Annotated in this window: 25 protein-coding genes and 1 tRNA gene; 14 read left to right on the forward strand and 12 right to left on the reverse strand. The window is 69.1% G+C overall.

Annotation, left to right across the window (positions count from 1 at the left end; all coding sequences use genetic code 11):
* Positions 1 to 41 precede the first annotated feature (41 nt).
* The 8 genes from sdhC (at position 42) to V2S05_RS06030 (ending at position 7,143) form a co-directional block, all read left to right on the forward strand.
* Positions 42 to 476, forward strand: coding sequence for a succinate dehydrogenase, cytochrome b556 subunit (gene sdhC / locus V2S05_RS05995; RefSeq protein ID WP_413634393.1), 435 nt, complete (start codon positions 42 to 44; stop codon positions 474 to 476).
* The gene (locus V2S05_RS06000) at positions 476 to 916 is read left to right on the forward strand and encodes a succinate dehydrogenase hydrophobic membrane anchor subunit (protein ID WP_271637184.1); all 441 of its coding nucleotides are present in this window, start codon (positions 476 to 478) and stop codon (positions 914 to 916) included. The genes sdhC and V2S05_RS06000 overlap by 1 nt, the downstream gene beginning before the upstream one ends.
* Before the next feature lie 17 nt (positions 917 to 933).
* Positions 934 to 2,739 (forward strand): succinate dehydrogenase flavoprotein subunit, encoded by a 1,806-nt coding sequence (gene sdhA / locus V2S05_RS06005; protein WP_413634394.1) that lies wholly within the window; start codon positions 934 to 936, stop codon positions 2,737 to 2,739.
* Positions 2,740 to 2,741: 2 nt separating this feature from the next.
* A complete protein-coding gene (locus tag V2S05_RS06010; RefSeq protein ID WP_413634395.1) occupies positions 2,742 to 3,509 on the forward strand; it encodes a succinate dehydrogenase iron-sulfur subunit in 768 nt (255 codons plus the stop codon).
* 77 nt (positions 3,510 to 3,586) lie between these two features.
* Positions 3,587 to 4,510, forward strand: coding sequence for a YihY/virulence factor BrkB family protein (locus V2S05_RS06015; RefSeq protein ID WP_413634396.1), 924 nt, complete (start codon positions 3,587 to 3,589; stop codon positions 4,508 to 4,510).
* 10 nt (positions 4,511 to 4,520) lie between these two features.
* Positions 4,521 to 5,414, forward strand: a complete 894-nt coding sequence (locus tag V2S05_RS06020; RefSeq protein ID WP_413634397.1) for an exodeoxyribonuclease III — start codon at positions 4,521 to 4,523, stop codon at positions 5,412 to 5,414.
* Positions 5,415 to 5,551: 137 nt separating this feature from the next.
* Positions 5,552 to 6,556: a tryptophan--tRNA ligase gene (gene trpS, locus V2S05_RS06025; protein WP_413634398.1), complete on the forward strand. Its 1,005-nt coding sequence runs from the start codon at positions 5,552 to 5,554 to the stop codon at positions 6,554 to 6,556.
* An 8-nt stretch (positions 6,557 to 6,564) separates the two neighbouring features.
* The gene (locus V2S05_RS06030) at positions 6,565 to 7,143 is read left to right on the forward strand and encodes a hypothetical protein (RefSeq protein ID WP_413634399.1); all 579 of its coding nucleotides are present in this window, start codon (positions 6,565 to 6,567) and stop codon (positions 7,141 to 7,143) included.
* A 9-nt stretch (positions 7,144 to 7,152) separates the two neighbouring features.
* On the opposite strand, the gene pth is transcribed toward V2S05_RS06030, so the two are convergent.
* Positions 7,153 to 7,731, reverse strand: coding sequence for an aminoacyl-tRNA hydrolase (gene pth / locus V2S05_RS06035; protein WP_413634400.1), 579 nt, complete (start codon positions 7,729 to 7,731; stop codon positions 7,153 to 7,155).
* Positions 7,732 to 7,806: 75 nt separating this feature from the next.
* On the reverse strand, positions 7,807 to 8,424 hold the full coding sequence (locus V2S05_RS06040; protein WP_413634401.1) for a 50S ribosomal protein L25/general stress protein Ctc: 618 nt from the start codon (positions 8,422 to 8,424) through the stop codon (positions 7,807 to 7,809).
* Positions 8,425 to 8,636: 212 nt separating this feature from the next.
* On the opposite strand from V2S05_RS06040, the gene V2S05_RS06045 reads away from it, so the two are divergent.
* Entirely contained in the window at positions 8,637 to 8,762 is a 126-nt protein-coding gene (locus tag V2S05_RS06045) for a hypothetical protein (protein ID WP_413634402.1), read from the forward strand.
* 12 nt (positions 8,763 to 8,774) lie between these two features.
* On the opposite strand, the gene V2S05_RS06050 is transcribed toward V2S05_RS06045, so the two are convergent.
* The gene (locus V2S05_RS06050) at positions 8,775 to 10,163 is read right to left on the reverse strand and encodes a GntP family permease (protein ID WP_413634403.1); all 1,389 of its coding nucleotides are present in this window, start codon (positions 10,161 to 10,163) and stop codon (positions 8,775 to 8,777) included.
* Between the two features lie 190 nt (positions 10,164 to 10,353).
* On the opposite strand from V2S05_RS06050, the gene gndA reads away from it, so the two are divergent.
* The 3 genes from gndA (at position 10,354) to V2S05_RS06065 (ending at position 14,240) form a co-directional block, all read left to right on the forward strand.
* The gene (gene gndA / locus V2S05_RS06055) at positions 10,354 to 11,802 is read left to right on the forward strand and encodes an NADP-dependent phosphogluconate dehydrogenase (RefSeq protein ID WP_413634404.1); all 1,449 of its coding nucleotides are present in this window, start codon (positions 10,354 to 10,356) and stop codon (positions 11,800 to 11,802) included.
* 140 nt (positions 11,803 to 11,942) lie between these two features.
* Positions 11,943 to 12,671 (forward strand): response regulator transcription factor, encoded by a 729-nt coding sequence (locus V2S05_RS06060; protein ID WP_271637173.1) that lies wholly within the window; start codon positions 11,943 to 11,945, stop codon positions 12,669 to 12,671.
* Between the two features lie 3 nt (positions 12,672 to 12,674).
* Positions 12,675 to 14,240, forward strand: a complete 1,566-nt coding sequence (locus V2S05_RS06065) for a sensor histidine kinase (protein ID WP_413634405.1) — start codon at positions 12,675 to 12,677, stop codon at positions 14,238 to 14,240.
* Here the strand turns inward: V2S05_RS06065 and V2S05_RS06070 are convergent.
* The 6 genes from V2S05_RS06070 to V2S05_RS06095 all read right to left on the reverse strand — a co-directional run bounded on the left by V2S05_RS06070 (position 14,234) and on the right by V2S05_RS06095 (position 19,748).
* Positions 14,234 to 15,808, reverse strand: coding sequence for an FAD-dependent oxidoreductase (locus V2S05_RS06070; protein ID WP_413634406.1), 1,575 nt, complete (start codon positions 15,806 to 15,808; stop codon positions 14,234 to 14,236). The two genes, V2S05_RS06065 and V2S05_RS06070, sit on opposite strands and share 7 nt — an antisense overlap.
* Positions 15,809 to 15,810: 2 nt before the next feature.
* Positions 15,811 to 16,686 (reverse strand): FAD:protein FMN transferase, encoded by an 876-nt coding sequence (locus V2S05_RS06075; RefSeq protein ID WP_413634407.1) that lies wholly within the window; start codon positions 16,684 to 16,686, stop codon positions 15,811 to 15,813.
* A 6-nt stretch (positions 16,687 to 16,692) separates the two neighbouring features.
* On the reverse strand, positions 16,693 to 17,157 hold the full coding sequence (locus tag V2S05_RS06080; RefSeq protein ID WP_413634408.1) for an FMN-binding protein: 465 nt from the start codon (positions 17,155 to 17,157) through the stop codon (positions 16,693 to 16,695).
* Between the two features lie 47 nt (positions 17,158 to 17,204).
* Positions 17,205 to 18,239 carry a ribose-phosphate diphosphokinase gene (locus tag V2S05_RS06085; protein ID WP_413634409.1) on the reverse strand — a complete coding sequence of 345 codons (1,035 nt, stop codon included), beginning with the start codon at positions 18,237 to 18,239 and terminating at the stop codon, positions 17,205 to 17,207.
* A gap of 5 nt (positions 18,240 to 18,244) precedes the next feature.
* Entirely contained in the window at positions 18,245 to 19,675 is a 1,431-nt protein-coding gene (gene glmU, locus V2S05_RS06090; protein WP_413634410.1) for a bifunctional UDP-N-acetylglucosamine diphosphorylase/glucosamine-1-phosphate N-acetyltransferase GlmU, read from the reverse strand.
* 1 nt (position 19,676) lies between these two features.
* Positions 19,677 to 19,748: transfer RNA gene (locus V2S05_RS06095), tRNA-Gln, on the reverse strand.
* A 149-nt stretch (positions 19,749 to 19,897) separates the two neighbouring features.
* Between V2S05_RS06095 and V2S05_RS06100 the strand changes: the two genes are divergently transcribed.
* Both V2S05_RS06100 and V2S05_RS06105 read left to right on the forward strand, forming a co-directional pair.
* Positions 19,898 to 20,392 (forward strand): MarR family winged helix-turn-helix transcriptional regulator, encoded by a 495-nt coding sequence (locus tag V2S05_RS06100; RefSeq protein ID WP_271637165.1) that lies wholly within the window; start codon positions 19,898 to 19,900, stop codon positions 20,390 to 20,392.
* A 34-nt stretch (positions 20,393 to 20,426) separates the two neighbouring features.
* Positions 20,427 to 21,365 carry a pseudouridine synthase gene (locus V2S05_RS06105; protein ID WP_413634411.1) on the forward strand — a complete coding sequence of 313 codons (939 nt, stop codon included), beginning with the start codon at positions 20,427 to 20,429 and terminating at the stop codon, positions 21,363 to 21,365.
* Between the two features lie 49 nt (positions 21,366 to 21,414).
* Here V2S05_RS06105 and V2S05_RS06110 read toward each other — a convergent pair whose 3' ends face one another.
* From V2S05_RS06110 to V2S05_RS06120, 3 genes are all read right to left on the reverse strand, one after another.
* Positions 21,415 to 22,074 carry a methionine ABC transporter permease gene (locus V2S05_RS06110; protein ID WP_271637163.1) on the reverse strand — a complete coding sequence of 220 codons (660 nt, stop codon included), beginning with the start codon at positions 22,072 to 22,074 and terminating at the stop codon, positions 21,415 to 21,417.
* Entirely contained in the window at positions 22,074 to 23,117 is a 1,044-nt protein-coding gene (locus tag V2S05_RS06115; protein ID WP_413634412.1) for a methionine ABC transporter ATP-binding protein, read from the reverse strand. Before V2S05_RS06115 ends, V2S05_RS06110 begins: the two co-directional genes overlap by 1 nt.
* A gap of 109 nt (positions 23,118 to 23,226) precedes the next feature.
* A complete protein-coding gene (locus V2S05_RS06120) occupies positions 23,227 to 24,129 on the reverse strand; it encodes a MetQ/NlpA family ABC transporter substrate-binding protein (protein WP_413634413.1) in 903 nt (300 codons plus the stop codon).
* Positions 24,130 to 24,134 lie beyond the last annotated feature (5 nt).

Here is a 24,134-nt window from a genome sequence, read left to right on the forward strand (position 1 = left end):
CCGGATGCATGCACGACGTCTCATCGATCAGGGAGGACGACGTGTCCACGAGCACACGCTTGACACCGTCGGTTTCGGAGACCACGTCGAGGTCTCCGCGCGGCACACTGTATCGGGGCCGCGAAGGCATGTGGTCGTGGGTGCTGCACCGCATCACCGGCGTCGCGATCTTCTTCTTCCTTCTGGTGCACGTCCTCGACACGTCGCTCATCCGCGTCTCGCCCGAGGCGTACGACGCGGTCATCGGCACGTACAAGAACCCGATCATGGCTTTCGGCGAGGTGGTGCTGGTCGCCGGCATCGCATTCCACGCGTTCAACGGCCTGCGCATCATCGTCGTCGACTTCTGGTCGAAGGGCGCGAAGTACCAGCGCCAGCTGTTCTGGATCGTCATCGGGCTGTGGGCCGTGGTCATGGCGGGCTTCGTGCCCCGTCACCTCGCCCTCGCGTTCGCCGGATTCGGAGGGGGCAACTGATGTCCGCGCAGACCATCGCACCTGCCCGCCGCCAGCGGGGCGTCAACCTCGAGAAGTGGGGCTGGCTGTTCATGCGCGGCTCGGGCGTGGTGCTCATCGTGCTGATCTTCGGCCACCTGTTCGTGAACCTGATGGTCGGCGACGGCATCCACGCGGTGGACTTCGGCTTCGTCGCCGGCAAGTACGCCACCCCGTTCTGGCAGTGGTGGGACGTGCTGATGCTGTGGCTCGCACTGATCCACGGCTCCAACGGCATGCGCACGATCGTCAACGACTACGTCACCCACGAGAAGGTCCGCAAGGCTCTCGTCTGGGCGCTGGGCCTGGCGGCGGCGCTCCTCATCATCCTCGGCACCCTCGTGGTGTTCACGTTCGACCCCTGCGCGGGCGTCTTCGAAGACGGCGCGATGTGGGAGACCTGCCAGGCACTGGGCAAGTAAGCGAAGAAGGCAGATCATTGACTACGCAGACCTCTGACTCCGTCGTGCGCGACGGCGTGCACTACCACCAGTTCGACATCGTCATCGTGGGCGCCGGCGGCGCCGGGATGCGCGCGGCCATCGAGGCCGGGCCCGGTGCGAAGACCGCGGTGATAACGAAGCTGTACCCCACGCGATCGCACACCGGTGCGGCGCAGGGCGGCATGGCAGCGGCCCTCGCGAACGTCGAGGACGACAACTGGGAGTGGCACACCTACGACACGGTCAAGGGCGGTGACTACCTCGTCGATCAGGATGCGGCGGAGATCCTCGCCAAGGAGGCCATCGACGCGGTCATCGACCTCGAGAACATGGGTCTGCCGTTCAACCGCACGCCGGACGGCAAGATCGATCAGCGGCGCTTCGGCGGCCACACCGCCGAGCATGGGAAGACCCCCGTCCGCCGCGCTTGCTACGCGGCCGACCGCACCGGTCACATGATCCTGCAGACGCTGTTCCAGAACTGCGTCAAGCTCGGCATCGACTTCTTCAACGAGTTCTACGTGCTCGACCTGATCACCGTGAAGGACGCGGCCGGCGCCACGCAGGTCGCGGGCGTCGTCGCGTACGACCTCGCCACCGGCGACCTGCACGTCTTCCAGTCCAAGGCCGTCATCTTCGCTACCGGCGGCTTCGGAAAGATCTTCAAGACCACCTCGAACGCGCACACCCTGACCGGCGACGGCGTCGGCATCGTCTGGCGCAAGGGGCTGCCTCTGGAGGACCTCGAGTTCTTCCAGTTCCACCCGACGGGTCTGGCCGGTCTCGGCATCCTCCTCACCGAGGGCGCCCGCGGCGAGGGCGCCATCCTGCGCAACGCCTCGGGTGAGCGCTTCATGGAGCGCTACGCCCCCACCATCAAGGACCTCGCTCCCCGCGACATCGTCGCACGCAGCATGGTGCAGGAGGTTCTCGACGGCCGCGGTGCCGGTCCGCACAAGGACTACGTGCTGCTGGACTGCACGCACCTGGGTGCCGAGGTGCTCGAGACCAAGCTGCCCGACATCACCGAGTTCGCGCGCACCTACCTGGGTGTCGACCCCGTCGTCGAGCCGGTGCCCGTGATGCCGACCGCGCACTACGCGATGGGCGGCATCCCGACCAACAACGACGCCGAGGTGCTCGCCGACAACTCGACCGTCGTGCCGGGGCTCTACGCCGCCGGCGAGTGCGCGTGCGTCTCGGTGCACGGCTCGAACCGTCTTGGCACGAACTCGCTGCTCGACATCAACGTGTTCGGCAAGCGCGCCGGACGCAACGCCGTCGAGTACGTCAAGACGGCCGACTTCGTGCCGCTGCCCGAGAACCCGGCCGGGTTCGTGAAGGACATGGTCGAGGGTCTGCGCAACAACCAGGGCACCGAGCGCATCGCCGTGCTGCGCAAGAAGCTGCAGGACGAGATGGACAAGGGCGCCCAGGTGTTCCGCACCGAGGAGTCGCTGACCCACGTGCTCGGCGTGATCGAGGAGCTGCGCGAGCGCTACAAGAACATCCACGTCGACGACAAGGGCAAGAGGTTCAACACCGATCTGCTCGAGGCCGTCGAGCTGGGCTTCCTGCTCGACATCGCCGAGGTCGTCGTCTACGCCGCACGCAACCGCAAGGAGAGCCGTGGCGGTCACATGCGCGACGACTTCCCGAAGCGCGATGACGAGAACTTCATGAAGCACACGATGGCCTACCTGGTCGGCGATGCGCACTCGTCCGACGCCTCCGACCACATCAGACTGGACTGGAAGCCCGTGGTCGTCACGAACTACCAGCCCATGGAGAGGAAGTACTGATCATGACCGATGTCGTAGAGGCACCCGCTGACGCCGCGAACGACTCGGGAGTGCAGTCCTTCCTGGTCACCTTCAACATCCGCCGCTTCGATCCCGAGGTCGACGAGGAGCCGCGCTGGGTCGATTACGACGTCGAGCTGTACGCGACCGACCGCGTGCTCGACGCGCTGCACAAGATCAAGTGGGAGGTCGACGGCTCGCTGTCGTTCCGCCGTTCGTGCGCCCATGGCATCTGCGGCTCGGATGCCATGCGCATCAACGGGCGCAACCGACTCGCCTGCAAGACGCTGATCAAGGACCTCGACATCTCGAAGCCGATCTACGTCGAGGCCATCAAGGGTCTGCCGCTCGAGAAGGACCTCATCGTCGACATGGAGCCGTTCTTCGCGTCCTACCGCGAGGTGCAGCCCTTCCTCATCGCGAACTCCACTCCCGAGAAGGGCAAGGAGCGCGTGCAGTCGATCACCGACCGGGCGATCTTCGACGACACCACCAAGTGCATCCTGTGCGCGGCGTGCACCTCGTCGTGCCCGATCTTCTGGACCGACGGGCAGTACTTCGGCCCGGCCGCGATCGTGAACGCGCACCGTTTCATCTTCGACTCGCGTGATGACGCAAGCGACGTGCGCCTCGACATCCTCAACGACAAGGAGGGCGTGTGGCGCTGCCGCACGACCTTCAACTGCACCGAGGCGTGCCCCCGTGGCATTGAGGTCACCAAGGCGATCGCCGAGGTCAAGCAGGCCGTCCTGCGCGGCGGCGCTCGCTGAACGCACCCAGAGCCATGCGCGCCCGACTGACTCGTTCAGCCGGGCGCGCTGCTGTGTGGGGTCGGCGGATCGCCGCAGTGTTCCCCGTGCGCGTGTGGCGGCACTTCCTGCGCCGCAACGGGTTCCTGCTGTCGGCGGGCATGGCGTACCAGGCCCTGTTCGCGCTGTTCGCGCTGCTGTACGTCGCCTTCGCCGGCGCCGGGGTCTGGGTGGGCGGCAGCGACGCGGCGGTCGACGCGATGATCCGCATCGTGAACAGCTACATCCCCGGCTTCATCGGCGCCGACGGCATCGTCGCCCCCGAAGCTGTGCGCGAGGTCGCCAACTCCGCCACCGGAGCGTTCACCCTGACCGGGGTGATCGCCGCGATCGTCGTCGTGTGGACCGGGATCGGTGCGGTCACATTCACCCGTCGCGCGGTGCGCGGCATCTTCGGGCTGCCCTTCGACACCCGCAGCTACGTGCTGCTGAAGCTTCGCGACGCGGCAGCGGCTCTCGTCTTCGGAATGAGCCTGCTGCTCGGCGCCGCGATCAGCATCGGCGGGGTCTGGGCGCTGCGCACGCTTCTCGAGATGCTCGGGCAGGAGATCCCCAGCGCCATGGGCCGCGCCCTGGTGTCGATCTCGTCTGTGCTCGTCGTGATCGTGATCGACATCGCGGCGATTGCCGCGCTGGTGCGCTTCCTCACCGGCACGGTCATCCGGTGGCGGCGGATCCTTCCCGGCTCCGTGCTCGGCGGCGTCGCTGTGGCGGTGCTGCAGCTCGGTGCGGGCCTGCTGGCCGCGCACACGCCCGGCAACCCGCTGCTGGCGACGTTCGCGGTGATGGTCGGGCTTCTGCTGTGGTGCCGCGTGATCGCCGCGGTGATCCTGCTCGCCGCGTCCTGGATCGCGCTGAGCGCGCACGACCGCAACGAGCCGCTGCGCGACAGTGGACCGCTGCGCCCGCTGCGGGCGACGGCCGCAGCGGAGCGGCGGCGGGGTGTCCGACCCCGTCGTTAGGCTGGATGTCATGCCCCACCTGCGTATCGCCTCTGTCAATGTCAACGGTGTCCGCGCCGCCGTCCGCAACGGCATGCGCGCGTGGCTCGACCAGGCCGAGGTCGACATCCTGACCCTGCAAGAGGTGCGTGCCGACGACGAGCACCTGGCGGCGGCCTTCCCCGATTGGCAGATCGTGCATGATAAGGCGACGGCGAAGGGTCGGGCAGGCGTGGCCGTCCTCAGCCGCACTCCCGCGCTCGCGTCCCGCACGGCGCTCGGCGCCGACGACTTCGATTCGGCCGGTCGCTGGATCGAGGCCGACTTCCAGATCGGCGGCGTGCCGCTCACGGTCGTCAGCGCGTATGTGCATTCCGGCGAGGCCGACAGCCCGAAGCAGGACGAGAAGTGGAAGTTCCTCGACGCGATGAGCGTGCGCATGGCGCAGCTGGGCGCCGACGAGGCCCACGCGCTCGTCACGGGCGATCTCAACGTCGGCCACCGGCCACTCGACATCCTGAACTGGAAGGGCAACGTGAAGAAGTCGGGCTTCCTCGCGCGCGAGCGCGCCTACTTCGATCGCTTTCTCGGCGCCGCCGGCGAGACCGTCGTGGGCCAGGAGGGCGTCGGTCGCGGCATGGTGGGGCAGCTCAGCGACACCCGCTCGTTCGCGTCGGAGGCCGGCGGGCTCGGGCTCGGCTGGGTCGACGTGGGCCGCGCGCATCACGGCGAGGTTCCGGGGCCGTACACCTGGTGGTCGATGCGCGGCAAGGCTTTCGACAACGACAGCGGATGGCGCATCGACTACCACCTCGCCACGCCGCCCCTGGCGGCGCGAGCGACCGGGTACGCCGTCGCCAGGGCCGCGACCTACGCGGAGCGCTGGAGCGATCACGCGCCCGTGGTCGTCGACTACACCTGCTGACCCTTCGACAGGCTCAGGGCCCCAGACGGAAGGCTCAGGGCCCCAGACGACAGGCTCAGGGCCCCAGACGGCAGGCTCAGGGCCCACGCGGCAGGCTCAGGGTGAGGCGTCCCGCGTGAGCCGCATAGGATTGAACGGTGACTCGACAGCGCCTCTACTCCGGAATGCAGCCCTCCGCCGACTCCCTCCAGGCCGGCAACTACATCGGGGCGCTTCTGCAGTGGCGTGACATGCAGAGCTCGTACGACGCGTTCTTCTCGGTGGTCGATCTGCACGCGATCACCGTGCCGCAGAACCCCGACGAGCTGCGCGAGAAGACCCGTCGCACCGCGGCGCAGTACATCGCCGCCGGCATCGAGCCGTCGAAGTCGACTCTGTACGTGCAGTCTCACGTGCGAGCCCACGCTGAGCTCGCCTGGATCCTCAGCACCATCACCGGCTTCGGTGAGGCGGGCCGGATGACCCAGTTCAAGGACAAGTCGCAGCGGTACGGCCAGGATTCCACCTCTGTCGGGCTGTTCACCTACCCCGTGCTGATGGCCGCTGACATCCTGCTCTACCAGAGCGAGCTGGTGCCGGTCGGCGACGACCAGAAGCAGCACGTCGAGCTGACGCGCGACCTGGCCGAGCGGTTCAACAGCCGCTTCGGCACGACGTTCACCGTGCCCACCCCGGTGATCCAGAAGGAGACCGCGCGCATCTACGACCTGCAGAACCCGACGTCGAAGATGTCGAAGTCGGCCGAGAGCGACGCGGGTGTGCTGTGGCTGCTCGACGACCCGTCGAAATCGGCGAAGAAGATCATGCGCGCCGTGACCGACAACGAGGGCTCGGTGCGCTTCGACCGCGAGAACAAGCCGGGCGTCTCGAACCTGCTCACCATCTACGCCGCGCTCACCGGCCGCCAGGTGGGCTCGATCGAGGACGAGTACGCCGGTCGTGGCTACGGCGACTTCAAGAAGGGACTGGCCGAGGTCGTCGTCGACGAGTTCGGTCCTGTGCGAGAGCGGGCGAACGCCCTGCTCGACGACCCGGCCGAGCTCGACCGTCTGCTGGCTGTGAACGCCGCGAAGGCCGATGAGGTCGCGGATGCCACTCTCACCGACGTGTACGACCGCGTCGGCCTGCTGCGGCGAGTCTGAGGAGCGAGATGACAGACCCGTTCGTTCCCCCGGGGCTGCCTCCCCAGGGCTCCGCTGTTCCGCAGGGCTCACCCTTGCCGCAGGGCTCACCTGTTCCGCAGGGCTCTGCGCCCTGGCAGGTGCCACCGCCCGGCGCGTATCGCGTGCCGGTGGGCGGGTATCAGGCGGCTGTCGGCGGGTATGTCGCGCCCACCGCTCCGGCACCCTCTCGGGCGACGGGTGCGGTCTCGCTCGCCGCCGCTCTGATCGCCGCCTTGGTCACGCCCGTCGTGGCCGGCGTGCTCGCGCTCCAGATCGGGCTCGCCGTGTCGGTGGACGACCTGGTGAGCGGCAGCGGTGAGTTCGTCATCGCCGCGCTCTCCCCCGCGCGGATCCAGACGCTCTGGGCGGAGATCATGTTCTGGCTGGGCACCGCGCTCGGGCTGTTCGGGTTGATCGCCGGGATCATCGCCGTCGCCCGCAGACGCGGACGAGGGATGGGCATCGCCGCGATCGTGATCGCGGCCCTGGGACCGGGGATCTTCTTCCTCGCCGTCACGCTCATGTACGGCATCGGCAACGGCATCGCCTTCGACCCGCTGATGTGACCACGCGGATCAGCGCGAGTGATGGCGCTGCTGCGCGGCCAGCAGACCCTCGTCAACGAGCTGCTCCACGGCATCCGCCGCGTCGGAGATGAAGATCGACAGCGTCTTCTGCTCGACCGCGCCGAACGGCGCGAGCACCCAGTCCGCGGGGTCCTGCCGTCCCGGCGGACGACCGATGCCGGCTCGAACGCGCAGGAAGTCGGGCGTCGTGAGGGTGCGAGCGATGTCGCGGACCCCGTTGTGCCCCCCGTGGCCGCCGCCGATCTTCATGCGGATGCTGTCGAAGGGGATGTCGAGTTCGTCGTGCACGACGATGACGTTCTCCGGCGCCACCGAGTAGAACCGAGCCAGAGCGGCGACCGGCGTCCCGGAGGTGTTCATGAACGAATTGGGCTTCGCCAAGACCATGCGATCGCCGCCGGGGCGCACGCGGGTCTCGACCACTCGCGCGCCGGCCTTGTGCTCGCGGAATCGTTCGCCGCGGCGGTCGGCGAGCTCGTCGACGACCATCTGCCCGATGTTGTGGCGCGTCGCGGCATAGCGGGGTCCGGGGTTGCCGAGGCCGACGATCAGCCAGGTGGTGGTCATTCGTGTCCCTCTCGCGCGGATATGACGGAGGGGACGCGATCAGCTCGCGCCCCCTCCATCCGGATCGTCAGCGGATCACTCCGCGGCGGCCTCCTCGGCCGGAGCCTCGGCGTCGCCCTCGGCAGGAGCCTCGGACGCCTCGTCCTCGACCGGAGCGGCCGGGACGGAGATGGCGACCACGAGGGTCTCGGGGTCGGCGACCAGCGTGACGCCCTTGGGCAGCTTCACGTCGGCGGCGGTGATGTGCGCGCCCTCCTCGAGGCCCTCGATCGAGACCTCGACGTTCTCGGGGATGTGCGTCGCCTCGGCCTCAACCGCCAGGGTCGCGGCGTCGAGGGTGGCGATGGTGCCCGAGAACGACTCGCCGGTCAGGACGACGGGGAGGTCGATGGCGACCTTCTCACCCTTCTTCACGACGAGCAGGTCGATGTGCTCGATGATCTGGTGCACCGGGTCCTTCTGCACGTCCTTGACCAGGGCGAGCTGCGAGGTGCCGTCGATGTCGAGATCGAGCAGGGCGTTGGCACGGCGAATGATGAGCGACACCTGGTGGCCAGGCAGCGCGACGTGCACGGGGTCGGTGCCGTGACCGTAGATCACGGCGGGGATCTTGCCGGCGGCGCGCAGGCGGCGGGCGAAGCCCTTGCCGAAGTTGGTGCGCGTCTCGGCGACGACCTTGTTCTCGTCAGACATGTTGTTCTCCTTCAGGCACGCGGGACGGGGCCGCGCGATGGTCATGGTCTCGGAAGCCTCAGTGCGGACACGAAGAGGCGAGACGATGTGCCGCTGAGAATTCAGACGACCACCGGGCTCACGTCACCGCGTCGATCACGGATGCGCGCATGCACGCGCTCCCTCGCCGAGGAACTCCTCCATGCTACCCGAAAGCTCGATAGGCTGTGGGCATGCTCGATGCCGCCTTCTTCTCGCACGTCGTCCTCTGGGTCATCGGCGCGATCGCCGTCTGCGGCGTCGTGTCGTCGTTCGCCGCGATGTTCTCGATGGGACGCTCGGGCTACCGCGAGGACTGACCCGAGAATCGCTCAGAAGAGCGACGCGAGCAGGTAGACCACCAGCACGACTGCGAACCCGAGAACCGACTGGATGGTCTGCTGCACCGTCCACGTCTTCAGCGTCGTCTTGACGTCCATCCCCATCAGGCGTCCCACCAGCCAGAACCCGGAGTCGTTCACGTGGCTGGCGAACACCGAGCCGGCAGCCGTGGCCAGGGTGATGGCGACCACCTCGAGAGGGTTGAAGTCACCGCCGAGCACGGCGGGAGCGATGAGGCCCGCCGCGGTGACCAGGGCGACGGTTGCCGAGCCCTGCGCGACGCGCAGCACGACGGCGATGAGGTACGCCGCGACGATGACGGGCAGGCCCACGCCGCTCAGCGTGTCGGAGAGCGCCTCGCCGATGCCTGATGAGCGCAGCACCCCGCCGAACATCCCGCCGGCTCCGGTGATCAGCACCACGGAGCAGATGGGCCCGAGCGACGAGTCGACGATCTTCTCCAGGGCGGTGCCGTGTTCGCCGCGTCGCCAGCCGAGCGCCACGAGCGCGACGAGCACGGTGATGGTCAGCGCGACGGGCGACTGACCGATGAAGATCAATGACTGCGCCCAGAGCTCGGTGGAGTCGATCACGCCCGCGCTGCCGAGCGTGGTGAGCCCCGTGTTGAGGAAGATGAGAAGCATCGGCAGCAGCAGCAGCATGATGATCATCGACACCTTCGGCGGGGTCGAGGGCTGATCCCTGTCCTCGTTGCCGAACAGCGACGGCACCGGCAGGATCCACCGACTGCCGACGAACTTGCCCCACAGGTAGCCCGAGAGGTACCAGACCGGAAGCGCCACGACGAGGCCGACCAGCAGCACCAGGCCGATGTTCGCCTCGTAGGCCGCCGACGCGGTGACCGGGCCCGGGTGCGGAGGCAGGAAGACGTGCATCACCGAGAAGGCGGCGGCGGCGGGGAAGCCGTAGAGCAGCACGTTGTTTCCCGACACGCGTCGCGCCACGGCGAAGATGATCGGCAGCATCATGATCAGACCGGCATCGAAGAACATCGGGAACCCGAGGATCAGCGACGTCACACCGAGGGCGAACGGCGCGCGCTTCTCGCCGAAGACCCGCACGAACCTGTCGGCGAGCGCGTGCGCGCCACCGGAGTGCTCGATCAGTCTGCCGAGCATGGCCCCGAGTCCGACGAGCAGCGCCACACTCGCAAGGGTGCTGCCGAACCCGCCGAGCGCGACCGGCACCACCTGATCGATCGGGATGCCCGCCACGATGGCGGTGAGCAGCGAGACGATCACGAGAGTGAGGAATGCGTGCAGCTTGAAGCCGATGATCAGCACGAGGATCAGGGCGATCGCGCCGCCGGCGATGAGCAGCAGGGGCCCTGCGGTGAGGGTCTGGGTCCAGTCGTCCATGTGACATCTCCCCTGATGCTTCGTCGGCCACCGCGCGCGACCGATCGGTGGCCACACGCTAACAGACGGCCTCCCGCTGGGGACACCCCGGGGGCTCCGCTCGGGCATCCGCCGGGGTGAAACGAAGGGACGGGCGACCGTCGCGCACCGATACCCTGAGATCACGCCCTTCATCACCGAGGAGATCCCCGTGCCCACAGCCGCAGCCAATATCGGAGTCGTCGGACTCGCCGTCATGGGTTCGAACCTGGCCCGCAACCTCGCCAGCCGCGAGGGCAACACGGTCGCGGTGCTGAACCGCTCGCGGGCGAAGACCGACGAGCTGGTCGCGCTGCATGCCGAAGCCGGGTTCGTGCCCACCTTCTCGTACGAGGAGTTCGCCGCGTCGCTGCAGAAGCCGCGTACGGCGATCATCATGGTCAAGGCGGGCCTGGGCACCGACGCGGTGATCGACGAGCTGGTGCGGGTGTTCGAGCCGGGCGACATCATCGTCGACGGCGGCAACGCATACTTCCCCGACACCATCCGCCGCGAGAAGGCGGTGCGCGAGACGGGCATCAACTTCGTCGGCGCGGGCATCTCGGGTGGCGAGGAGGGCGCTCTGAACGGTCCGTCGATCATGCCGGGAGGCTCGGACGAGTCGTGGGTGACCCTCGGCCCGATCCTGGAGTCGATCGCGGCGGTCGCCGAGGGCGAGCCGTGCGTGACGCACGTCGGCCACGGCGGCGCCGGGCACTTCGTGAAGATGGTGCACAACGGCATCGAGTACGCCGACATGCAGCTCATCGCCGAGGCGTACGACCTGATCCGTCGCGGCACCGGCAAGACCCCCGCCGAGATCGCCGACATCTTCGCCGAGTGGAACACCGGCGAGCTGGAGTCGTACCTCATCGAGATCACCGCCGAGGTGCTGCGCCAGATCGACGCCGAGACCGGCAAGCCCCTCGTCGACGTGATCGTCGACCAGGCGGGCGCCAAGGGCACCGGCGCATGGACGGTGCAGACCGCGCTCGCGCTCGGCGTGCCCGTCTCCGGCATCGCCGAGGCGACCTTCGCCCGCTCGCTCTCATCGCACCCCGAGCAGCGCGCCGTGGCCGCTCACCTGCCCGGCCCCGAGGGCGAGTTCACCGTCGACGACGCCGAGGCCTTCATCGAGGACGTGCGCCTGGCGCTGTACGCATCGAAGATCGTCGCGTACTCGCAGGGCTTCGACGAGATCCGCGCCGGTGCCGCCGAGTACGGCTGGAGCATCGACCTGGGCGCCGTGGCGAAGATCTGGCGGGCCGGCTGCATCATCCGCGCGCAGTTCCTGAACCGCATCGCCGAGGCGTATGCCGGTGAACCCGACCTGCCGGCCCTGCTCACCGCGCCTTACTTCGCCGAGGCGCTCTCCCGCGGCCAGGCCGCGTGGCGCCGCGTCGTCATCGCCGCCGCCCAGTCGGGCATCCCGGCTCCGGCGTTCTCGTCGTCGCTGTCGTACTACGACGGCATCCGCGCCGAACGCCTGCCCGCCGCCCTCATCCAGGGTCAGCGCGACTTCTTCGGCGCGCACACCTACCGCCGCATCGACAAGGACGGCACCTTCCACACCCTGTGGTCGGGTGACCGCACCGAGGTCCCCGCGGTCGACACCCACTGATCGGATTCCTCCGCTGAGGGCGGCGCTGATGCGCCGCCCTCAGCGTTCGGGGCGGGTGCCCCTTGCCCAGCCGCGCCCCTACAGGTTGCGCATAGGGAATTCAAAAGAATCTCGGTGACGCCGGGCGCACAATAGAAGCCATGAGCACCGAGCACCCAGACCTCCGCCGTCCTGACGGAACACCGCTGCGCATCCTCGCCGTCGACGACGAGCCGATGCTCACCGATCTGCTCTCGATGGCGCTGCGCATGGAGGGCTGGGAGGTGCGCACCGCCGCCTCGGGCCTGGAGGCTCTGCAGGTCGCCCGCGATTTCGAACCGGATGCCCTGGTGCTCGATGTGATGATGCCCGATCTCGACGGCATGAGCGTGCTGCGCCGGCTGAGGGAATCGGGCAACCTCGTGCCCGTGGTCTTCCTCACCGCGAAGGACGCCGTCGCCGACCGCATCGCCGGGCTCACGGCGGGCGGCGACGACTACGTCACCAAGCCGTTCAGCCTCGAGGAGGTGATCGCCCGCCTGCGGGCGGTGATCCGCCGCTCGGGCCAAGGTCAGACCGACGACGAGCAGTCGATCCTGCGTGTCGCCGACCTGTCGCTCAACGAGGACAGCCACGAGGTCCTCCGCGCAGGCGACGAGATCGAGCTCACCGCCACCGAGTTCGAGCTGCTGCGCTTTCTGATGCGTAACGAGCGCCGCGTGCTGTCGAAGGCGCAGATCCTCGATCGGGTGTGGAGCTACGACTTCGGCGGCAAGTCGTCGGTGGTCGAGCTGTACATCTCGTACCTGCGCAAGAAGATCGACGCCGGCCGCACCCCGCTGCTGCACACCGTGCGCGGCGTCGGCTACATGATCAAGTCACCGCAGTAGCCCATGCTCCCCCACCCGCTCAGCCTGCAGGCGCGGCTGATGGCCGCGGTGATCGGGTTCGTCTCGCTCATCCTCGTCATCGTCGCGATCATCACCAGCGCGACTCTGGGCAAGACCCTCGAGGACGACCTGCAGAGAAAGCTCGACGCGACCTCGAACGTGACGACGGCGCTGGTCACCAGCCGGGCCGACGCGGCGGAGCGGCGCGGCGAGCCGCTCACCGCCGAAGATGCCGTCAGCGGCGGCATCGTGCAGACCGGAAGCCTGATGCTGGCCGTGCTGCCCCCGAGCGCTCCCGCGTCGGGAGTGATCGTCACCCCCGAGTCCCGCCGCACGCTGCCGGCCCGCGACCTGCTCACGATCACCGCCGCACTGCAGAGCGCCAAGTCCGCGACGGTGACGCTGCACGACGTCGGCTCGTTCCGGGTGACGGCCGACCGCACCGACAACGATGTGGTGGTGATCACCGGCCTTCCCCGCGCCGAGGTGCAGCACACCATGACATCGCTGTTCACGGTCATCGCCCTGGCGACCCTGGGCGGGCTGATCCTGCTCGCCATCACGACCGCGCTCACCATCAGCATGGGGCTGCGCCCGCTGCGCGCAGTCGCAGCGACCGCATCGCGCGTCGCCGGACAGCCGCTCGATCGCGGAGAGGTGCGCATCACCGAGCGCGTGCCCGACTACGAAGCCGATCCGCGCACGGAGGTGGGCCGGGTGGGAGAGGCGCTGAACACCCTGCTCGACCACGTCGACTCGTCGCTCTCGGCGCGCCAGCGCAACGAGGAGCGCATGCGGCGGTTCGTGGCGGATGCCAGTCACGAGCTGCGCACGCCGCTCGCGTCGATCCGCGGGTACTCCGAGCTGTCGCTGCGGGCGCTGCGGCAGTCGCAGGATGCACCGACCGTCGAGGACACCACGTCTGCGCTCGAGCGCATCCAGGCGCAGTCGCTGCGGATGACGCGGCTCGTCGAGGATCTGCTTCTGCTCGCCAGACTCGATGAGGGCGCCGAGCTCGTGCACGGCGAGGTCGACCTGTCGCAGCTCGCCGTGGAGGCCCTCGCCGACGCGCAGCCCACGGGGCCTGGCCACCACTGGCAGCTGGAGACCCCCGGCGAGCCCGTGATCGTGGCCGGCGATGTCGGCCGCCTGCATCAGGTGGTCGGCAATCTGCTCGCCAACGCCCGAACGCACACGCCCGAGGGCACGACCATCACGCTCTCGGTGGCGGCCACCCCCGCCGGCGCCGAGCTGCGGGTGCACGACGACGGGCCAGGCATCGATCCGGCGGTGCGCGAGGAGCTGTTCGCGCGCTTCGCACGGGGCGATGTCTCCAGGGCGCGGCAGACCGGCGGCACAGGCCTCGGACTCGCGATCGCGAAGGCGATCGTGGAAGGCCATGGCGGCACCATCACTGTCGAGAGCACGCCGGGCGACACGTCGTTCACCGTCCGGCTGCCGCGCGGTGAGCAGACGTCGCCATCCGCGCCGTCGGCAACCGGGCAGTCCGCACCGGAGCCGTCGGCCCCGGCGCAGACGGCGCCACCGCACAGGCATCCGGATCAGTAGCCGGCGAACGCGTCGGTCGTGACGGCGCGCGCCTTCTGCAGCGCCGGTGCAAGATCGGCGATGAGGCGCGGCGGTCCGGAGATGTACGCGTGCCGGGCGGCGAGGTCGGGAACCACGCGCTGCAGGCCAGGGGCGTCGAGTCGGATGCCCTGCGCCCACGTCCAGTGCGGCGGCAGATCGGTCGGCTCGTCGCGGGTGAAGACGATCGTGCGGACCCCGGTCGCGGCGAGCTCGTCGCGGAAGGCGAGCTCGGCGGACTCCGAGGCCACGTAGACGAGCACGACGTCACGCTCGGCCCCCGTGGCCCGCAGCTGGCGCAGCTGCGAGACGAATGGGGTCACCCCGATGCCCGCGGCAACCATGAGCACCGGCGTGCGCCCGCGGGGCAGCACGAAGTCGCCCCAGGTGCCGGTCACGGCCAGCACCGCACCGGGCTCGGCGGCCTTCAGCGCACGCTTGTAGCTCGAAGGATGCTTCTGATCGCCGTCCTTGTACGCGATGCGAAGGGTGGGCAGGTCGGCGGGCGCCGACACGATGCTGAACTCGCGACGGGTGCCCCTGGCATCCGGATTTCGATGCGGCACCTCGAGCTCGAGGTACTGCCCGGCGATGAAGCGCAGTCGCCCCTTGGTGCGGAACGTGAGCTCCTGGGCGGTCGGGGTGACGAAGGTCCGCCCGGTCAGCACGAGCCGCACCGAGCTGCGCAGCGCGAAGGCGAACGCGAGAAGGTTGCCGATCAGCAGGGCGCGCTCCTGACCGAGTGTGAACAGCGAGCCGACCGGGATCGGCCAGCCGGCGAGCACGCCCACCAGAGCCGCGACGCTGTACTGCTGCCAGCGCCGCGGCGGCAGGGTGAGGGGCTCGGAGAGCATGAACGCGCCGAGGAAGAGGTAGGGCGTCTGTGTGAGGGCGAAGACGAGGGCACCCCCCAGATCGAGATCGAGCCCGAAGCCGAACAGCTGCGCCTGCACCGCCTGGCGCAGCACCGAGACGACGATCGCTGCGACGAGGAAGAGCACCACCAGCCGCACCTTCTCGGTGCGCCACAGCACGAGCAGACCGCTCAGAGCGACGAACGGCGCGAGCCACGGCGTGCCCACCCACCAGGCCGAGAACGTGCCGACGCCGAGGATGGTCACGACAGCGGCGCCGAACGCCGCGGGGTTGAGGATGTGGCGCCCGCGCCAGGCGATCAGATACTTCGACAGGCTCGCAAGCACGCCGGCGAGCGCCGTTCCCGCCAGGCCCGCCGGGGTGAGGGAGGGCTGCAGCACGAACAGCAGGATGAGCGCGGTGACCAGTGACGACTCGATGCGCCACGGCAGCCGCAGGACGCGCTGCGCGACCGCGTCGACCGCCGAGATCGACACGGCGAGTGCGGCGAAGGACACCAGGATCTCGCCCGCCGTCGGTCCCACCAGTCCCGCCAGCGAGAGCCCGAGCGCGATCACCGCCAGTCCCGCGAGGGCGAAGAGCACGAGCCGATACATCGAGATGCCGCCGAGGACGGCCAGCACACGCTGCCGCAGGGCGAGGAACGCAGAGATCACCGTTCTACTCTTCCGCATCCTCAGGGGCCGGGCGCGGTGAACAGCTCACCCGGAAAGCCGGGTGAGCGCTCGACGCGCCCCTCGCTCGACATCCGCACCCACTGCACGCCCCAGCGGTCGGCGAGGCCGGGGCCGCCGTCGAAGAACAGCCCCGTCGCCGCCGCGTCGGCGTGCAGGGCATCGTCGGCGAGTGCCCAGGTCGCCACCCAGGTGCGCACCGGCAGACCCGTGCGCCCGTCCAGCACGTGGTGCAGCCCGTCACCCCACGCGCGGCGCGTGACGGCAGAGGCGCACAGCGCGGCATCCGTCACCTCGACCACTCCGATCGCGAAGGTCGGATCGTACGGGTGCTCGAGCGCGACCCTGGCTGTTCCCCCGCGCACGCGCAGGTCGCCGCTGCCGTCGACCGTCACGCGTCCCGGCAGGTGCGCCAGGGCCGCGCTGACGAGGTCGACCAGTCTTCCCTTCCCCGCCGCGCCGACGTCGATGACGGCCGGCTCATCGAGCTCCAGAGACGTGTCATCCCAGCGCAGCACCCCCTCCCACTCGTGCAGAGCCGACTGCGGTGCCCCGGGGCGCAGGGACAGGGCGGCGTCGTAGCCGAGCGCATCGAGCGCCGATCCGATCAGCGGGTTCACGCCGCCGTCGGTCGCTCGACCGAGGTCGCGATACACCCGGAACAGCGCCGCGGCGTCATCCGCTGCGGCCGGGGTCAGCGTCGCCCTGCCCCCTTCGGCGCGCAGCGAGGAGACGACGGAGTCGTCACGGAAGCGCGACCAGGTCGCATCGAACGCCGCGACGATGCCGCCGACGGACTCTCGAGTCGCGCCCTCCAGCGGCAGGGCCGTCTCGATCTCCCAGCGCGTGCCGATGGCGTCGAAGCGCCAGGAGTGCATGCCGGATCACTCGGCCGCTGCGGCGGCCTCGTCCTTGATCCTGACCACGGCCTGGTCGAATCCGCCGCTGGTGAGGGAGGATCCGGCCACCCGGTCGACCTGCAGGTCGTCGAGCTTCTTGCCCACCACGACGTCCGATATACCGGCGATGAACTGCCCCTGGTAGTTCTTCGACTCCGGTGCCAGCGGATCGCCGGACACCTCGACGCCGGTGACCGTGTCGTCGGCGATGGTCAGGGTCACCTCGATCGTCTCGACCGTCTCGGGCGTGCGGTACGAGCCCGCTGCCGTATAGGTGCCGTCGGCATAGGGTGCGGTCGCGTCGGTGCTCAAAGGGGACGGATCGGGCTTCGTCGTGTCCGCGTCCGCCGCACCCGAGCATCCGGCGAGCACGAGCGCGCCGGCGACGCCGAGCAGAGCGGTTCCGGTGCGGGCGGCGGGATGCACGTTCATGCCTCCAGCTTCGGGCATCCGGCTATGAGATCTCCGCATGCCCTCGTCATCTCGGCGGGCGGCGGTCAGGCGTCTCCGCCGAACATGCTCGTGACCGAGCCGTCTTCGAAGACCTGCTTGATCGCGGTGGCGAGCAGAGGCGCGATCGGAAGGATGGTGAGCCCGTCCCACCGTCGCGACTCGGTGAGCGGGATCGTGTCGGTGATGACCACCTGATCGATCGACGCGTCCTGCAGTCGCTCGGATGCCGGGTCGCTGAAGACGGCGTGCGTGGCCGCGACGATCACCTTGCGGGCGCCGTTCGCCTTCAGCGCCTGCGCCGCCTTGACGATCGTGCCGCCGGTGTCGATCATGTCGTCGACGAGCAGGCAGGTGCGGCCCTCGACCGCGCCGACGATCTCGTGCACCGAGACCTGGTTTGCGACCTTGGGGTCGCGGCGCTTGTGGATGATCGCGAGTGGTGCGCCGAGGCTGTCCGACCAGGTGTCGGCCACGCGCACGCGGCCCATGTCGGGAGAGACGATCGTGAGAGTCTCGCGGTCCTCGGCGGTCAGCGTGCCCTCGAAGTGCTCGAGCAGCACGGGCTTGGCGAACAGGTGGTCGACCGGGCCGTCGAAGAAGCCCTGGATCTGCGCGGCGTGCAGGTCGACGCTCATCACGCGGTCGGCGCCGGCGGTCTTGAGCATGTCGGCCACGAGCCGCGCCGAGATCGGCTCGCGCCCGCGACCCTTCTTGTCCTGCCGGGAGTACGGGTAGTACGGGGCGACGACCGTGATGCGCTTGGCCGAAGCGCGCTTGGCGGCGTCGAGCATGATCAGGGTCTCCATGAGCCACTCGTTCACCGGCTCGCCGAAGGACTGCACGATGAACAGGTCGCAGCCGCGGATCGAGACCTCGAAGCGGGCGTAGATCTCACCGGAGGCGAAGGTGCGGTGCTCGACGGGGGCCGCCTCCTGGCCGAGGGCCGCAGCGACCGCCGCCGTCAGCTCGGGGTGCGAGCGCCCGCCGGCGACGACGAGGCGCTTCTTCGTCTTCGCGATCAGACCGGGTGCGACCCCGTTCTCGCGCTCGAGTGCGACCTTCTTCTTCTTGTTGCCCATGCGACCTATTCCGCCGATCGTTCGCGGGCCGCCGCGTCGGCTGCACCCGTGCCTGCTCTGTTCTTCTCGACCCACCCGTCGATGTTGCGCTGGGGGGCGACGCTCATGGCCAGGGCGCCCGCGGGCACGTCCTTGCGGACGACAGCACCGGCACCGGTCTTCGCACCGGCTCCCAGCCTAACGGGCGCGACGAGCACGGTGTGCGACCCGGTGTGCACCTCATCGCCGACCACCGTGCGGTGCTTGTTGACGTCGTCGTAGTTCGCGGTGATCGTGCTGGCGCCGAGGTTGACGCCGCGGCCGATCGTCGCGTCTCCCACGTACGACAGGTGCGGCACCTTGCTGTTCTCGCCGATCTCGGCGTTCTTCGTCTCGACGTAGGCGCCGATCTTGCCGCCCGCGCCCAGCACAGTGCCCGGCCGCAGGAACGAGAACGGGCCGACGGTGGCACGTGCGCCGATGACCGCGAGGTTCGCGTCGGTGCGCTTGATCACGGCATCCTCGCCGACCTCGCAGTCCACCAGCGTGGTGTCGGGCCCGACGGTGGCGCCCTCGGCTATGACCGTGGCACCGAGGATCTGCGTGTTGGGCAGGATGGTGACGTCGGGTGCGAGCTTCGCGTCGTCGTCGATCCACGTGGTCTCGGGGTCGACGATCGTGACGCCCTCACGCTGCCAGCGGCGCACGATGCGCTGGTTGAGCAGGCGGCCCACGAGCGCGAGCTGCGCACGGTCGTTGACGCCAAAGGTCACCGTGACGTCGGAGACGACGGATGCCGCCACGCGGTCGCCGTCGCGGCGCAGCAGGCCGGGCACGTCGGTGAGGTACATCTCGCCCTGCGCATTGTCGACGCCGATCTCGGGCAGGTAGCGGCGCAGCGTCTCGGAGCGGAACGCGTACATCCCGGCATTGATCTCACGGACCGACGCCTCGTCGTCGCTGGCATCCTTCTGCTCGACGATGCGATCGACCCCGCCGTCGGCGTCGCGGATGACGCGCCCGTAGCCGGTCGGATCGTCGACGACGGCAGTCATCAGCGTCGCGGGCGCACCGGATGCGCGGTGCTCGTCGAGGAAGGACGACAGGGTGTCGGCGTCGGCGAGCGGGCAGTCGCCGGAGAGCACGAGCACGTCGCCGTCGAAGTCGTCGGGCAGTGCGTCGATGGCGACCTGCACGGCGCGGCCGGTGCCCGGAACGTCGTCCTGGTCGACGAAGACTGCATCGGGGTAGTCGCCGGCGAGCGCGCTGACCACCTGCTCGCGCTCGTGCCGCACGACCACCTCGATGTGCGAGGCGCCCAGCGAACGCGCCGTCGTGAGCACGTGACCCACGAGTGGGCGACCGGCGATCTCGTGCAGCACCTTGGGTCGGCGGGACTTCATGCGGGTGCCCTGGCCTGCGGCGAGCACGATGATGGCGAGATTGTTCTGCGTCATGCTCCGCCGCCAGGATTCGAACCTGAACCTCACAGCTCCAAAGGCTGTCGTGCTGCCGTTACACCACGGCGGACCACGGCCGTCTTCCTCGCGAGGCGGCGACCGCGGGTCAATTCTGCCACGGCGCCGCCCGCCCGCCCGTCCGCAGGACCCGACCGGCTCCGCCACGGCGCCGCCCGCCCGCCCGTCCGCAGGACCCGACCGGCACGGGATAATGAACGGATGAGCGAGGCGGATGAGGTCGACCGGATCGTCGGCGCCTGGAACACCCAACGTCCCGATCTGGACTTCTCGCCGCTCGAGGTGCTCTCGCGCATGGACCGTCTCTCGCGCCACCTCGACCGAGCACGACGCGAGGTGTTCCGACGCAGCGACATCGAACCGTGGGAGTGGGACGTGCTCTCGGCGCTTCGCCGCGCCGGTGCGCCGTTCCAGCTCTCACCCAAGCAGCTGCTGCAGCAGACGCTCGTCTCGAGCGGCACGATGACGAACCGCATCGACCGTCTGGTGGGGCGCCGGTTCGTGCGCCGCGAGTCGGATCCGCAGGACGGGCGCAGCGTGCTGGTCACCCTCACCGACGAGGGACGGGTGCGGGTGGATGCCGCGATCACCCGCCTCGTCGACGCCGAGGCCGTGCTGCTGCAGGCGCTCCCCCGCACCGACCGCGATCGGCTGGCGGGGCTGCTGCGCAAACTCAGTCTGAGCTTCGACTCGTGAGCATCCGCGGTTCGGAGCGAGGGCGCTGATGGGCATGCTCTCTCCGCTCCCCGTGCGCGACGGCGTCGGGGCGACGCGGCTGCACCTGCCGCTGATCGGCCCGTGGCCGACGATCGGCGAGTACATGGCCGAGCGCTTCTTCCACCTCGATCCCGAGCGCCTGCTGTCGCGCTTCGACCGCGGCGAGATCGTCGCTCGGGACGGCACGCCCCTCACCCGCAAGACCCCCCTGGGCGCGCACGAGTTCGTCTGGTATTACCGTGAGCCGCCCGTCGAGCGCGACATCCCGTTCGAGATCGAGGTGCTGCACCAGGACCGCGACCTCGTCGTGGCCGACAAGCCGCACTTCCTGCCCACCACCCCCGGCGGCAAGTACCTGCAGAACTCCGCGCTGGTGCGGCTGCGCAACCTGCTCGGCATCCCCGAGCTCACCCCCATCCACCGCCTCGACAGGGCGACGGCGGGGCTGCTGATGTTCTCGACCCGACCCGAGACGCGCGGCGCGTATCAGCTGCTCTTCGAGCGACGGCAGGTCGAGAAGGTGTACGAGGCCGTGTCGGCGCTGCCAGCCGACTGGGATCCCGCATCCCCCGCCCTGGCCGGTCTGCCGTTCCCGATCGTGTACCGCAACCACATCGAGAAGCTGCGCGCCCACGTGTGCGTGAAGGTCGATCACGAGCGGGAGCCGAACTCCGAGACGCTCATCGAGCTGCTGGACTTCGACGAGCGCGTCGTGCACACGCTGCTTCGCCCGCATTCGGGACGCATGCACCAGCTGCGCGTGCACCTCGCGTCGCTCGGCGCGGGCATCCTGCACGACGGCTTCTACCCCGACCTGCTGCCCGAGGCGCCCGACGACTTCACCCGGCCGCTGCAGCTGCTCGCCCGCGAGCTGCGCTTCGACGACCCGCTCAGCGGCGCACCTCGCGAGTTCAGCACCCGGCGCACCCTGCAGGACGCGCCGCGCGGCTGAACGCCCCAGCCGCATTCAGTCATGCGGCCGGTCGAGCCGATCCGCCGAATCAGCGACGCATGATCCGGCGCGCGAGCCACGTGCCCAGTGTCTGCGCGAAGTGCACGAACACGACGATCAGCAGCACCGCCGCCCACATCACGACCGGCTCGAACTGACGACGCCCGTATGTGAGGGCGAAGTTGCCGAGACCGCCAGCGCCGATGTACCCGGCCATCGCGGTCATGTCGATGAGCGCCACGATCACGAAGGTGTAACCCAGCACGAGCGGGCCCAGCGCCTCTGGGATCACGACGGTGAACAGCGTGCGCCAGGGCCCGGCTCCCATCGCGCGCGCGGCCTCGATGACCCCAGGCGAGACGCCGACCAGGTGCTGTTCGACGATGCGGCCGATCGCGAACATCGACGCGACCACCAGGGCGACGATCGCGGCGTTGGTGCCGATGCCGCTGCCCACCACGAAGCGCGAGAACGGGATGAGCACCGTGATGAGGATCACGAACGGGATCGGCCGGAAGAAGTTGATGAACAGGTTCAGCACGAACGACACCGCACGGTTCTGCAGCATCCCGCCGGGGCGGGTCAGGTACAGGCCCACGCCGATCAGGCCGCCGAGGATCCCGCCGAACAGCAGGGTCAGCGAGACCATGTACAGCGTCTCGACGGCTGCCTGCCAGAACTCCGGAGCGAGTTCGATGAGACGATCCATCAGCGCTCCTCCTCCCGATCGATGTCGGTCACCTCGACCTGGCGGTCGATGCGGGCGAGCGCGTCGTCGATGCGCTTCTCGTCGCCGCGGATCGCGAGGGTCAGGTGGCCGAAGGCGCGCCCGCGGATGTCGTTGATGCCGCCGAACACCAGCTCGAACTCGAGGCCCGCCTCGCCCAGGTCGACGAAAAGCTGCGCCTGCGAGGGCCCGCCGTCGCGGAACGAGAACGTGACGAGTCGGCCGCTGTGCCTCTCGCGCAGCACCGCCCGCTCGGAGGGCGAGGGGATGCCCTTCACCACCGTCCCGACGAAGCGCTGGGAGGCCGGATGCCGGGGCGCGGAGAAGACCTCGAACACGTCGCCCTGCTCGATCACCCGTCCCCGGTCCATGACGGCGACCTTCGTCGCGATCGTCTGGATCACGTCCATCTCGTGGGTGATGACCACGATGGTCACCCCCTGCTCCTCGTTGACCCGCTTGAGCAGCGCGAGGACCTCGTGGGTGGTCTCGGGGTCGAGTGCGCTGGTGGCCTCGTCGGCGAGCAGGATGGCGGGGCGGGTCGCGAGTGCGCGGGCGATCCCGACTCGCTGCTTCTGCCCGCCCGAGAGCTGCTCGGGATACGAGCGCGCCTTGTCGCTGAGCCCGACGAATGACAGCAGCTCGGTGACGCGGGCATCGATGTCGGCCTTCGACCAGCCGGCGAGCTTCAGCGGGTAGGCGATGTTGGCACGCACGGTCTTGGCCGAGAACAGGTTGAACTGCTGGAAGATCATGCCGATGCCGGTGCGCACGGCGCGCAGCTCGCGCTCGGAGAGCGCGGTGACCTCGGTGTCGTCGACGGTGATCCGGCCCTCGGTGGCGGGCTCCAGGGCGTTGATGAGGCGCACAAGCGTGGACTTGCCGGCTCCCGAGTAGCCGATGATGCCGTACACATCACCCTTCTCGATGTGCAGGGTGACGTCATCGACCGCGGTGACCTGCTCGCCTGCACGCTGCGGGGACGGGTATCGCTTGGACACGCTCTCGAGCGAGACGATGGGCATGGGTGCACTCCGACTTCGGGTGGGTGGGGTGATCTCGGGCGTCGGCCGCCTGACACGGAGAATCGGGCGAGGCACATCGCGCCGCCCGATTCTCTCAGATCCGCGAAGGTCAGCTGTTGTCAGCGACGGCCTTCTGGACGGTCTTGAGCGTGTTCGCCAGGTCTTCCTGGGAGAGCTGCACGGTCACGCCTGTTCCGCCGGACGACTCCGCGAGGCCCTTCTGCACGGCCTCGTCGGTCTGGAAGATCTCGATGAGCTTCAGGTAGGTCTCGTTGTCGGCATCATCCGCGCGAGAGGCGAAGATGTTCACGTAGGGCGCGGCGGCCGGGTCGGACGCGTCGTCGGTGAACAGCGCGTCGTCGAACTTCAGACCGGCCTCCTCGACGAAGTCGTTGTTGATGATGGCCGCCGCGACATCGGGCAGCGCCTCGGGAGTCAGCGCCGCCTCGAGAGCGGTCACCTTGACCTTGGACTTCGCCTCGTCGATGTCGGAGAGGTCGGAGAACGGCGAGCCGCCGTCCTTGAGCTCGATGAGCCCGGCCGACTGCAGCACGAGCAGTCCGCGGGCCTGGTTGGATGCGTCGTCGGGGACGGCGACGGTGTCGCCCTCGGCTATGTCCTTCACGTCGTCGTACTTCGACGAGTACAGGCCGAGCGGGTAGGTCTGCGTGGATCCGATGGCCACCAGGTCTTCGCCGGCCGCCTCGTTGTACTGGGCGAGGTAGATCACGTGCTGGAACTGGTTGAGGTCGATCTCGCCCTCGGTCAGCGCGGGGTTCGGCAGCTCGTACGACCCGAAGTCGACGAGTTCGATCTCGATGCCCTCGTCCTTCGCGGCCTTCTCGAAAGCGGCCCACTGCGGGTCGCTCTTGCCCACGACCCCGATCTTGACGACGTCATCGGCGCCGTCGGATCCGGTCGCTCCGGCGTCGGCGGAGGCGCAGCCGGCGAGACCGGTGGCGAGGGCGACCGCTGCGGCTGCAGCGGCGAGGGTGGTGAAGCGGCGGGACATTTTCG

It is taken from the genome of Microbacterium sp. OR16, assembly GCF_047306725.1.
GTDB lineage: Bacteria > Actinomycetota > Actinomycetes > Actinomycetales > Microbacteriaceae > Microbacterium.

Bases quoted from the DNA above. Each gene is read 5' to 3' on its own strand.
- V2S05_RS06000 (WP_271637184.1), top strand. From the start codon at position 476: ATGTCCGCGCAGACCATCGCACCTGCCCGCCGCCAGCGGGGCGTCAAC.
- V2S05_RS06010 (WP_413634395.1), top strand. From the start codon at position 2,742: ATGACCGATGTCGTAGAGGCACCCGCTGACGCCGCGAACGACTCGGGA.
- V2S05_RS06020 (WP_413634397.1), top strand. From the start codon at position 4,521: ATGCCCCACCTGCGTATCGCCTCTGTCAATGTCAACGGTGTCCGCGCC.
- V2S05_RS06030 (WP_413634399.1), top strand. From the start codon at position 6,565: ATGACAGACCCGTTCGTTCCCCCGGGGCTGCCTCCCCAGGGCTCCGCT.
- pth (WP_413634400.1), bottom strand. From the start codon at position 7,731: ATGACCACCACCTGGCTGATCGTCGGCCTCGGCAACCCCGGACCCCGC.
- V2S05_RS06040 (WP_413634401.1), bottom strand. From the start codon at position 8,424: ATGTCTGACGAGAACAAGGTCGTCGCCGAGACGCGCACCAACTTCGGC.
- V2S05_RS06045 (WP_413634402.1), top strand. From the start codon at position 8,637: ATGCTCGATGCCGCCTTCTTCTCGCACGTCGTCCTCTGGGTCATCGGC.
- V2S05_RS06050 (WP_413634403.1), bottom strand. From the start codon at position 10,163: ATGGACGACTGGACCCAGACCCTCACCGCAGGGCCCCTGCTGCTCATC.
- V2S05_RS06060 (WP_271637173.1), top strand. From the start codon at position 11,943: ATGAGCACCGAGCACCCAGACCTCCGCCGTCCTGACGGAACACCGCTG.
- V2S05_RS06065 (WP_413634405.1), top strand. From the start codon at position 12,675: ATGCTCCCCCACCCGCTCAGCCTGCAGGCGCGGCTGATGGCCGCGGTG.
- V2S05_RS06070 (WP_413634406.1), bottom strand. From the start codon at position 15,808: ATGCGGAAGAGTAGAACGGTGATCTCTGCGTTCCTCGCCCTGCGGCAG.
- V2S05_RS06075 (WP_413634407.1), bottom strand. From the start codon at position 16,686: ATGCACTCCTGGCGCTTCGACGCCATCGGCACGCGCTGGGAGATCGAG.
- V2S05_RS06080 (WP_413634408.1), bottom strand. From the start codon at position 17,157: ATGCCCGAAGCTGGAGGCATGAACGTGCATCCCGCCGCCCGCACCGGA.
- V2S05_RS06085 (WP_413634409.1), bottom strand. From the start codon at position 18,239: ATGGGCAACAAGAAGAAGAAGGTCGCACTCGAGCGCGAGAACGGGGTC.
- glmU (WP_413634410.1), bottom strand. From the start codon at position 19,675: ATGACGCAGAACAATCTCGCCATCATCGTGCTCGCCGCAGGCCAGGGC.
- V2S05_RS06100 (WP_271637165.1), top strand. From the start codon at position 19,898: ATGAGCGAGGCGGATGAGGTCGACCGGATCGTCGGCGCCTGGAACACC.
- V2S05_RS06105 (WP_413634411.1), top strand. From the start codon at position 20,427: ATGCTCTCTCCGCTCCCCGTGCGCGACGGCGTCGGGGCGACGCGGCTG.
- V2S05_RS06110 (WP_271637163.1), bottom strand. From the start codon at position 22,074: ATGGATCGTCTCATCGAACTCGCTCCGGAGTTCTGGCAGGCAGCCGTC.
- V2S05_RS06115 (WP_413634412.1), bottom strand. From the start codon at position 23,117: ATGCCCATCGTCTCGCTCGAGAGCGTGTCCAAGCGATACCCGTCCCCG.
- V2S05_RS06120 (WP_413634413.1), bottom strand. From the start codon at position 24,129: ATGTCCCGCCGCTTCACCACCCTCGCCGCTGCAGCCGCAGCGGTCGCC.